The sequence below is a fragment of the Gorillibacterium massiliense genome, from assembly GCF_000455485.1.
In the GTDB taxonomy this organism is placed as follows: Bacteria; Bacillota; Bacilli; order Paenibacillales; family NBRC-103111; genus Gorillibacterium; species Gorillibacterium massiliense.
This window is the reverse complement of sequence record NZ_CBQR020000106.1, coordinates 1-6,898: the sequence shown is the minus strand read 5'-3', so window position 1 is coordinate 6,898 and position 6,898 is coordinate 1. Positions and strand designations below refer to the sequence as shown.

Here is a 6,898-nt window from a genome sequence, read left to right as displayed (position 1 = left end):
TTTTCCTGGCATCACTACCAGCACCAGCTTGAAATAACCGGCACGATTCCGGAGCATATTAAAAATGCCGAGGAACGCAAGGCCGCGATTAAACGGGGTGAGGAACCGCCGAAAAAGACCTACCAATCGGAAAAAGCTGCCGTTGTCGCACCGGATGACCCAGGCGCTTTGGTTTATGCCAAAGCAACGTGCGTGAGCTGCCACGGCACGGATTTGGAAGGTGCGGTTGGACCGTCTCTGCTTGGAGTCGGCGATCGGCATGATAAAACCGCCATTCTCGCCATTATGCATGACGGGATCAATACGATGCCAAAAGGTCAATACGAAGCCAGCAAACAGAATGGCATTTCCGATGCCGAGCTGGATCAATTGGCCAACTGGCTGGCGATGCAAAAGTCAGCCGCCAGCAAGGAAGCGGCAACAACAGCTCCAACGAAATAACAGCAGCAAGCAACCCGTTCTCTTGCTAAAGAGCTCGGGTTGTTTTACGATATCAGAAAAGTGTAAACTTCGTAGCAACTGCTTCCGAGTCCAATCTGTTGAAATGTTGGAGGATGCCCTGTGAATACCACCGCTCGCATTCTATCCTTTTATTGCAGTAAAGCCTTTTTGACTTCCCGATCTATGCTTCACACCCTGTTCTGGATCAATTTTCTCGGGACGATATACGGCTATTACTGGTACTGGGATCAAATTCAGGACACCCTCGCAGAAAAGCCGGCATGGATGGTCATATTGGTACCTGACAGTCCCACTGGCAGCTTGTTCTTTACATTGTCGCTCCTTTACCTGATCGTTGATTCCTATTCAGGCAAAGCGAGGGCAAAAGATGGACAGCTAAGGCGAATCATCGAGGGCCTGGCCGTTTTTTCTTCTTTTAAATATGGCATCTGGGCGGTTTCCATCATCCTTGCGGCTAACGCGATGGGGGTGCCTTCCAGTTGGCAGGATTGGCTGCTTGCTTTCTCTCATTTGGGTATGGCGTTGGAAGCGCTGCTGTTCTCCCGCTTCTTTAAGCTTGACGCGCTTGCAATTGGAATCGGAGCGGCATGGCTTTTTGCCAGTGACATTGTCGATTACGGGTATAGGGTCTTCCCTTATATGCAGCAGGTATTGATCGATCACATTGAGGTCATACGCAATTACACGGTGATGCTTAGCACGGCCACTACCGCCATCTTTGTTACGATCTCCAGACGAATGGCGCCAACCCAAAAACGCTGATCGGAATATGGTCTATCCATGGACATCCCTCCATAAGCATGATAACGGAGGGATGTCCTATGTTTTGGATGAGGAATCGGATCAAGAAAGGATACGCCAGTAAAGTACTGGCTGCAATAGCGCTGCTTTTCCTGTTATCGGCGGTAGTTGCAATATCCGGTTGCAGCAGCCGGGAAACCCGGGTCCCACCTGGCTCGGTTGCGGTAGCTGGGGAGGATGTCGAGAAGATTACGGCATTGGACAAGACAGCCAGCGATCTGTACCGGCTCATTCAATCCGGAAGTATGGCCGAAGCGAGGGAGAAAGCAAAACAATTGGGATCGATGGCGACGGGGACTGAATTTCGCGGATTTACGGGGATCGAGGGGATGAAGGTGCTATCCGACGCCATTCTGGCAGTGAACAGGCAACTTTACGCCGTGCAGATCTTCCCTGACAGAGCGCTGGCAGCCGCAAGAACGGTCAAGCTGATTACCGACGCTATGGCCCACCCCGAAGAGCCGATGTGGCGTCAGTACATCCGTCCGGCTTTGGACCGGATTAGCGCGTTGCGGCTGGCTGCGGAAGGAAACAAGCCTGGCGAAGCCGCGGCCATTTTGACAGATCTATATAACCGGTATGACGTTTTCCGTTCGGCCGTGCTCGTCAAAGGCGATCCATCGGAAGTTGAGAAGATCGATTCTCTCTTTGCTTTTTTAAAGAAGCAAACGGGTACGGGGAAATTCGACAGTGCTTATACGGCGGCATTGAAAGAGTTAGTGAGCAGCTTCAATGCTCTTTCCGGGGAATCCAAAGATCGCCCCGCATACTTGCCTTTGCCATATCAGGATAAACCGTTTTACTGGCCGCTTACCATTGGAGGCGTTCTCCTGTTTACCTTAGGCTATGTAGGTTGGCGGATGCTGCGCTCCGGTAAAAATATCGCTCCCTTACGAATGAAGACAAAAAGAGCGGATGAAAAGCGGGAGGTCCGCTAAGATTTGTCACGGAAGCCCTCACCCAATACGTCGTGGACGCTGCCGATGATGATAAAAGCAGCAGGGTCCAGTTGGTGGACGATGGCTTTTAGACGGCTTACTTCATGGCGGGCAACTACGCAGTAGACGACGTTTTTCTGCTGACGCGAGTAAGCGCCATGAGCGGGAAACAGGGTGACGCCGCGGTCCATCTCAACATTGATTTTTTTGGCAATCTCGTCGCCATGATCGGAAATGATGGTAAAAGCCCGCGCCGTATAAGCTCCTTCAGTGATGAAATCGATGATTTTGGATCCGACAAAGACAGAGACTAAGGTGTAAAGGATCTTTTCCTTCGGTAAATAAAACAACGCGCACCCGATGACCAATGTATCCATGAAAAGAATGACCTGGCCCATGCTCCAGCCCTTCCATTTGTTGGCCAGCCTGGCGATGATATCGACGCCGCCCGTTGTGCCTCCAGACCGGAATACAATGCCAAGACCGCCTCCGATGGAAACCCCGGCATATAGCGTGACGAGAAAATAATCCTGCCGAGAAGCGAAAGGGGTTATCCATCCTTGGTTGATCATTTGCTCGTAGACCCAAAAGAAGAAGCTCAACGAGGCAATCCCGAAAGCCGTATAGAACATGGAACGGGAGCCGAATACTTTGAGCCCAATGAGAAAAAGCGGAACATTGAGGGCCAGGTTGGTTAACGAGGGTGAAATTTGAGCGGCATAATGCAAAATAAGCGAGATCCCGGTGACCCCGCCTTCCATCAGTTCGTTAGGGATTATAAAATAGTAAATGCCGAAAGCGTATAGCGCCGTTCCAATAATGATACCCGCGATTTGCTTTCCGACATCCGTAGCCTTTTTTCCAAGCATGCACTCACTCCATTTCTATAATGCAGAAGATTGCCTTTATCCGTATGTTCTGGATATGTCTCCTTTTGAGGAGGCGTATTTTTTTGTCTTGAGAGGAAACAACCATTTGTTTTCCCCTGCGCTTTGCGATAACATGTATTCAACATGTATTGTAATGAAAATCAATCATACGTACAAGCAGGGGGCAAGGAGAGTGGAGAATAAATCGCTGGCCGATATGCAGCGTGAAGTGGATGCGTACATATCCCAGTTCAAAGAAGGCTATTTTAAACCGTTGACCTTGTTGGCGCGCATGACGGAAGAAGTAGGCGAGCTGGCACGAGAGGTCAATCATCAGTTTGGCGAGAAACCGAAGAAGCCGGGAGAAGCGGATAATTCCATCGAGTTGGAGCTAGGGGACATTTTGTTCATCTTGATCTGTTTTGCCAACTCTCTGGACATTGATTTAACCCAGGCTCACGATAAAGTATTAGAAAAATTCAACACTCGCGATGCCGACAGATGGACACGTAAGAACACCGAACTCTCTTGATCCTCATATACTGTAGCATCACTCCCGGTCCAAATTCTATCCTTCGGGATGTGATGGAAGGGGATGAGCGATGGTTGGGGCGGACTGGATTCGAAAAGCGTATCATGCTATTTTGGCCGGGGATTTTGAGCAGGCAGCGATCTGTTTTGAAGAAGCCGTCAGCTTGGAACCGGAAAACGCAGAGTATCATCACAAGCTTTCCGTTACCTACTCTCGCAGTGGAAGGCTGGAACGTGCCTTGTCTACCGCGCAAAAAGCGGTTAAGCTTGATCCCGATAATCAAGTGTACAAGCAGCAGATGCAGCAGGTGAAATCCAAAGAGCTGCTCGCTAAAGCATCGGTACGATTGGACAAACTGACTGCGCAACCGGCAACAGGTGATCTCGGTAATCATGGGGGCATCCTTTTGCCGCTTTCAGGCGATGGATTGGAGAGTGAGTTGCTGGATACCATCGTGATGTTGAGAAAAGCGATCCACCTGGATCCTCTTTCCGGTGAAGCTTATCTTCTTTTGGCTGTCGCTTGCGGAGCTGTCGGCGACGATCAGGAAGCGGTTTGGAACGTTTCAGAAGCACTGCGGCTTAATCCCGGCTTGCCGGACGGCAAGCGGCTTTATGCGCAATATTCGGCCAGATTGGCTAATCGCATGAATGAACCCGAACATAAAAGGAGAAACGATCATGGTCAACTCTATCATTAAAGTAGCGGTATCCGGTGCGGGCGGACGAATGGGCCGAGAAGTTGTAAAAATGGTGCTGAACCACCCGGAGTTTGAACTGGCAGCCGCTATCGACCGGGCAGGTGAAGGCATGGATGCGGGGAGCCTCGTAGGCTTGAAGGAATGCGGCGTAAAGGTGGTAGCCGATCTGGAGCTGGCATTAGTAGAAACAAAACCCGATGTTCTTGTCGATTTCACCGTACCCCAGACGGTATTGGAAAATACAAAAACGGCGATTAAGCATAAAGTAAGACCGGTTATCGGCACGACGGGCTTCAAGCCTGAAGATATCGAAGAATTGGACAAGCAATGCCGGGAGCAGGGAATCGGCGGTATCATCGCCCCCAATTTCTCCATCGGCGCTATCCTCATGATGAAATTCGCAGCTCAAGCGGCCAAATATATGCCTCATGTCGAGATCATCGAATACCACGGAGATCAAAAGTTGGATGCTCCTTCCGGAACGGCAGTGAAGACAGCTGAATGGATTGCGCAAAACCGGGAGGAATTCCGGCAGGGCAATCCTCGGGAAGAGGAGACCATCGAAGGAGCGCGAGGCGGGTTATATAACGGGTTTCGCATACATAGTGTAAGGCTCCCGGGCGTATTCGCCCAACAGGAAGTGATCTTTGGCGGAGACGGTCAAACCTTGAAGATTCGCCATGATTCCTACGACCGCGCCGGTTATATGCCTGGCGTAGCCATAGCCGTAAAAAAAGCAGTTGAACTCACAGGTATCGTTTACGGGTTTGAGCATTTCATCGATTAATATTCGTTTCTACTATAGAAGGAAGTGGACAAGATGGCTTTGCACATTGCATTTATAGCTCATGATCGCATGAAGGACGAAATGGTGAATTTCGTTACGGCTTACCAGCATGTATTTGCCGAAGGACATCAACTCTATGCCACCGGAACCACCGGACAGCGCATTATCGACAAAACCGGATTGAAGATTCATCGCTTTATGTCCGGGCCGCTAGGCGGCGACCAGCAAATTGGCGCTCTAGTCGCGCAAAATATTATGGATTTGATTATATTCCTCCGCGATCCGCTCATGGCCCAGCCTCACGAGCCGGATATTACCGCACTCTTGCGGTTATGCGACGTTCAAGGGATTCCGCTTGCAACCAATGTGGCGACGGCAGAGCTGTTGGTTCGGGCAATGGAGCGAGGAGAATTCGGCTGGCGGGAAGTCGTACATAAATATAAAGCAGGCAATGAAGAATGAATAGTAGCGTTGTCGATATACTCGTCATTGCTGCCCATGCGGATGATGCGGAAATCGGCATGGGGGGTACCATCGCCAAGCATGTTCGTGCCGGTTACCGCGTTGGGATATGCGACTTGACTGAAGCAGAGCTATCCTCCAACGGGTCGGTTCAGCTTAGGCACAAGGAAGCTGCCGCAGCGTCGGAAAAACTGGGTATCGTGCATCGGTCGAATCTGATGCTCCCTGACCGAGGCCTCGATCTATCTCCGGCGCAAATCGAAATCGTCGCCATGGAAATTCGTCGGCTGAGGCCGCGTATTGTTTTTGCTCCTTATTGGGAGGACCGTCACCCGGATCATATCCGCTGCAGCCAGCTGGTACAAGAGGCGGTATTCACTGCCAAGCTCCGCAGGTTAAGGCCGGAAATTGCTCCGGTTACTGTTGAGGCGCAATATTTTTATTTCATTAACGATATCGGTCCCGCCGATTTATTGGTTGATGTTACTTCCTGTTATGAAGAAAAACTTGACGCATTAAGGTCCTATTCCAGCCAGTTCGATGCGGCGGATGATCAAGCGGACACCGTACCCACCCCTCTAAACCAGGGTTATTTGGAGCGGGTAGAAGCCCGGGACCGGGTTTTTGGCATGAAGGGTCAGGTCCGTTATGCCGAAGGCTTTATTACGAAGGTACCCTACCAAGTTGACCTTTTTGGAAGAAGGGATAAGGAGGTCCATGAATGGAGCAACGCCTGAAAATCGGCATATCCTGCTACCCGACTCTGGGCGGTTCCGGGGTTGTCGCCACGGAGCTTGGCAAGTTGCTGGCGGAGCGGGGGCACGAAGTGCACTTTATTTCAAACAATTTACCTTTCCGTCTAGGGCGCTTCAGTCGAAACATTTTTTACCATGAGGTTGAAGTTAGCGATTATTATGTCTTCAAGTATCCGCCATATGATCTGGCATTAGCCAGCCGATTGGCTCAAGTCGCCAAGATGGAAAATCTGGATTTGCTCCACGTGCACTATGCGATTCCCCATGCGATTTGCGCCCTCTTAGCAAAACAGATGGTAGGAGACCAGCTAAAGGTCGTGACTACCCTGCATGGAACGGATATTACCATTCTTGGCCAGGATCCGTCTTTGAGCGACTTGATCCGACATGCCATCAACGAAAGCGATGCGGTCACCGCTGTATCCGAAGATTTGATCAAGGAAACACGGAGAACGTTGGATATAACCCGTTCCATCGATTTGGCTTACAATTTTGTAGACAAGCGGGTGTTCTACCCGCGGGATGTGGCGGCGCTGAAAAAGGATTTTTCGCCTAATGGCGAGCCGTTGCTCTTACACATGTCCAATTTCCG

At 50.5% G+C, this 6,898-nt stretch carries 10 protein-coding genes; 9 read left to right on the top strand and 1 reads right to left on the bottom strand.

Going from position 1 to position 6,898, the window contains the following annotated elements; all coding sequences use genetic code 11:
• The 3 genes from TJ79_RS15065 to TJ79_RS15055 form a co-directional block, all read left to right on the top strand.
• Window positions 1–441, top strand: a 441-nt coding sequence (locus tag TJ79_RS15065) for a c-type cytochrome (RefSeq protein ID WP_040951162.1), incomplete at its 5' end; no start/stop codon positions are given.
• 120 nt (window positions 442–561) lie between these two features.
• Window positions 562–1,224: a DUF1405 domain-containing protein gene (locus tag TJ79_RS15060; protein ID WP_238323020.1), complete on the top strand. Its 663-nt coding sequence runs from the start codon at window positions 562–564 to the stop codon at window positions 1,222–1,224.
• A gap of 59 nt (window positions 1,225–1,283) precedes the next feature.
• Complete coding sequence (locus TJ79_RS15055; protein WP_040951161.1) at window positions 1,284–2,201, top strand: sporulation protein YpjB; 918 nt, start codon at window positions 1,284–1,286, stop codon at window positions 2,199–2,201.
• Here the strand turns inward: TJ79_RS15055 and TJ79_RS15050 are convergent.
• Window positions 2,198–3,070, bottom strand: a complete 873-nt coding sequence (locus tag TJ79_RS15050; protein ID WP_040951160.1) for a YitT family protein — start codon at window positions 3,068–3,070, stop codon at window positions 2,198–2,200. The two genes, TJ79_RS15055 and TJ79_RS15050, sit on opposite strands and share 4 nt — an antisense overlap.
• A gap of 154 nt (window positions 3,071–3,224) precedes the next feature.
• Here TJ79_RS15050 and TJ79_RS15045 point away from each other — a divergent pair, with 154 nt between their 5' ends.
• The 6 genes from TJ79_RS15045 to bshA form a co-directional block, all read left to right on the top strand.
• Window positions 3,225–3,602 carry a nucleotide pyrophosphohydrolase gene (locus TJ79_RS15045; protein ID WP_052339620.1) on the top strand — a complete coding sequence of 126 codons (378 nt, stop codon included), beginning with the start codon at window positions 3,225–3,227 and terminating at the stop codon, window positions 3,600–3,602.
• 70 nt (window positions 3,603–3,672) lie between these two features.
• Entirely contained in the window at window positions 3,673–4,302 is a 630-nt protein-coding gene (locus TJ79_RS15040) for a tetratricopeptide repeat protein (protein WP_052339619.1), read from the top strand.
• Window positions 4,283–5,089 (top strand): 4-hydroxy-tetrahydrodipicolinate reductase, encoded by an 807-nt coding sequence (dapB, locus tag TJ79_RS15035; protein ID WP_040951159.1) that lies wholly within the window; start codon window positions 4,283–4,285, stop codon window positions 5,087–5,089. Before TJ79_RS15040 ends, dapB begins: the two co-directional genes overlap by 20 nt.
• Window positions 5,090–5,122: 33 nt before the next feature.
• Window positions 5,123–5,551 (top strand): methylglyoxal synthase, encoded by a 429-nt coding sequence (gene mgsA / locus TJ79_RS15030; protein ID WP_040951158.1) that lies wholly within the window; start codon window positions 5,123–5,125, stop codon window positions 5,549–5,551.
• The gene (bshB1, locus tag TJ79_RS15025) at window positions 5,548–6,288 is read left to right on the top strand and encodes a bacillithiol biosynthesis deacetylase BshB1 (RefSeq protein ID WP_052339618.1); all 741 of its coding nucleotides are present in this window, start codon (window positions 5,548–5,550) and stop codon (window positions 6,286–6,288) included. The genes mgsA and bshB1 overlap by 4 nt, the downstream gene beginning before the upstream one ends.
• The coding region (gene bshA / locus TJ79_RS15020; RefSeq protein ID WP_040951157.1) for an N-acetyl-alpha-D-glucosaminyl L-malate synthase BshA at window positions 6,273–6,898 on the top strand (626 nt) is incomplete at its 3' end. The genes bshB1 and bshA, both read left to right, overlap by 16 nt.

What these genes read in the sequence shown, in the direction of transcription:
- TJ79_RS15055 (WP_040951161.1), top strand. Translation starts at nt 1,284, where the DNA reads ATGTTTTGGATGAGGAATCGGATCAAGAAAGGATACGCCAGTAAAGTA.
- bshB1 (WP_052339618.1), top strand. Translation starts at nt 5,548, where the DNA reads ATGAATAGTAGCGTTGTCGATATACTCGTCATTGCTGCCCATGCGGAT.
- TJ79_RS15045 (WP_052339620.1), top strand. Translation starts at nt 3,225, where the DNA reads ATGAAAATCAATCATACGTACAAGCAGGGGGCAAGGAGAGTGGAGAAT.
- mgsA (WP_040951158.1), top strand. Translation starts at nt 5,123, where the DNA reads ATGGCTTTGCACATTGCATTTATAGCTCATGATCGCATGAAGGACGAA.
- TJ79_RS15050 (WP_040951160.1), bottom strand. Translation starts at nt 3,070, where the DNA reads ATGCTTGGAAAAAAGGCTACGGATGTCGGAAAGCAAATCGCGGGTATC.
- dapB (WP_040951159.1), top strand. Translation starts at nt 4,283, where the DNA reads ATGGTCAACTCTATCATTAAAGTAGCGGTATCCGGTGCGGGCGGACGA.
- TJ79_RS15040 (WP_052339619.1), top strand. Translation starts at nt 3,673, where the DNA reads ATGGTTGGGGCGGACTGGATTCGAAAAGCGTATCATGCTATTTTGGCC.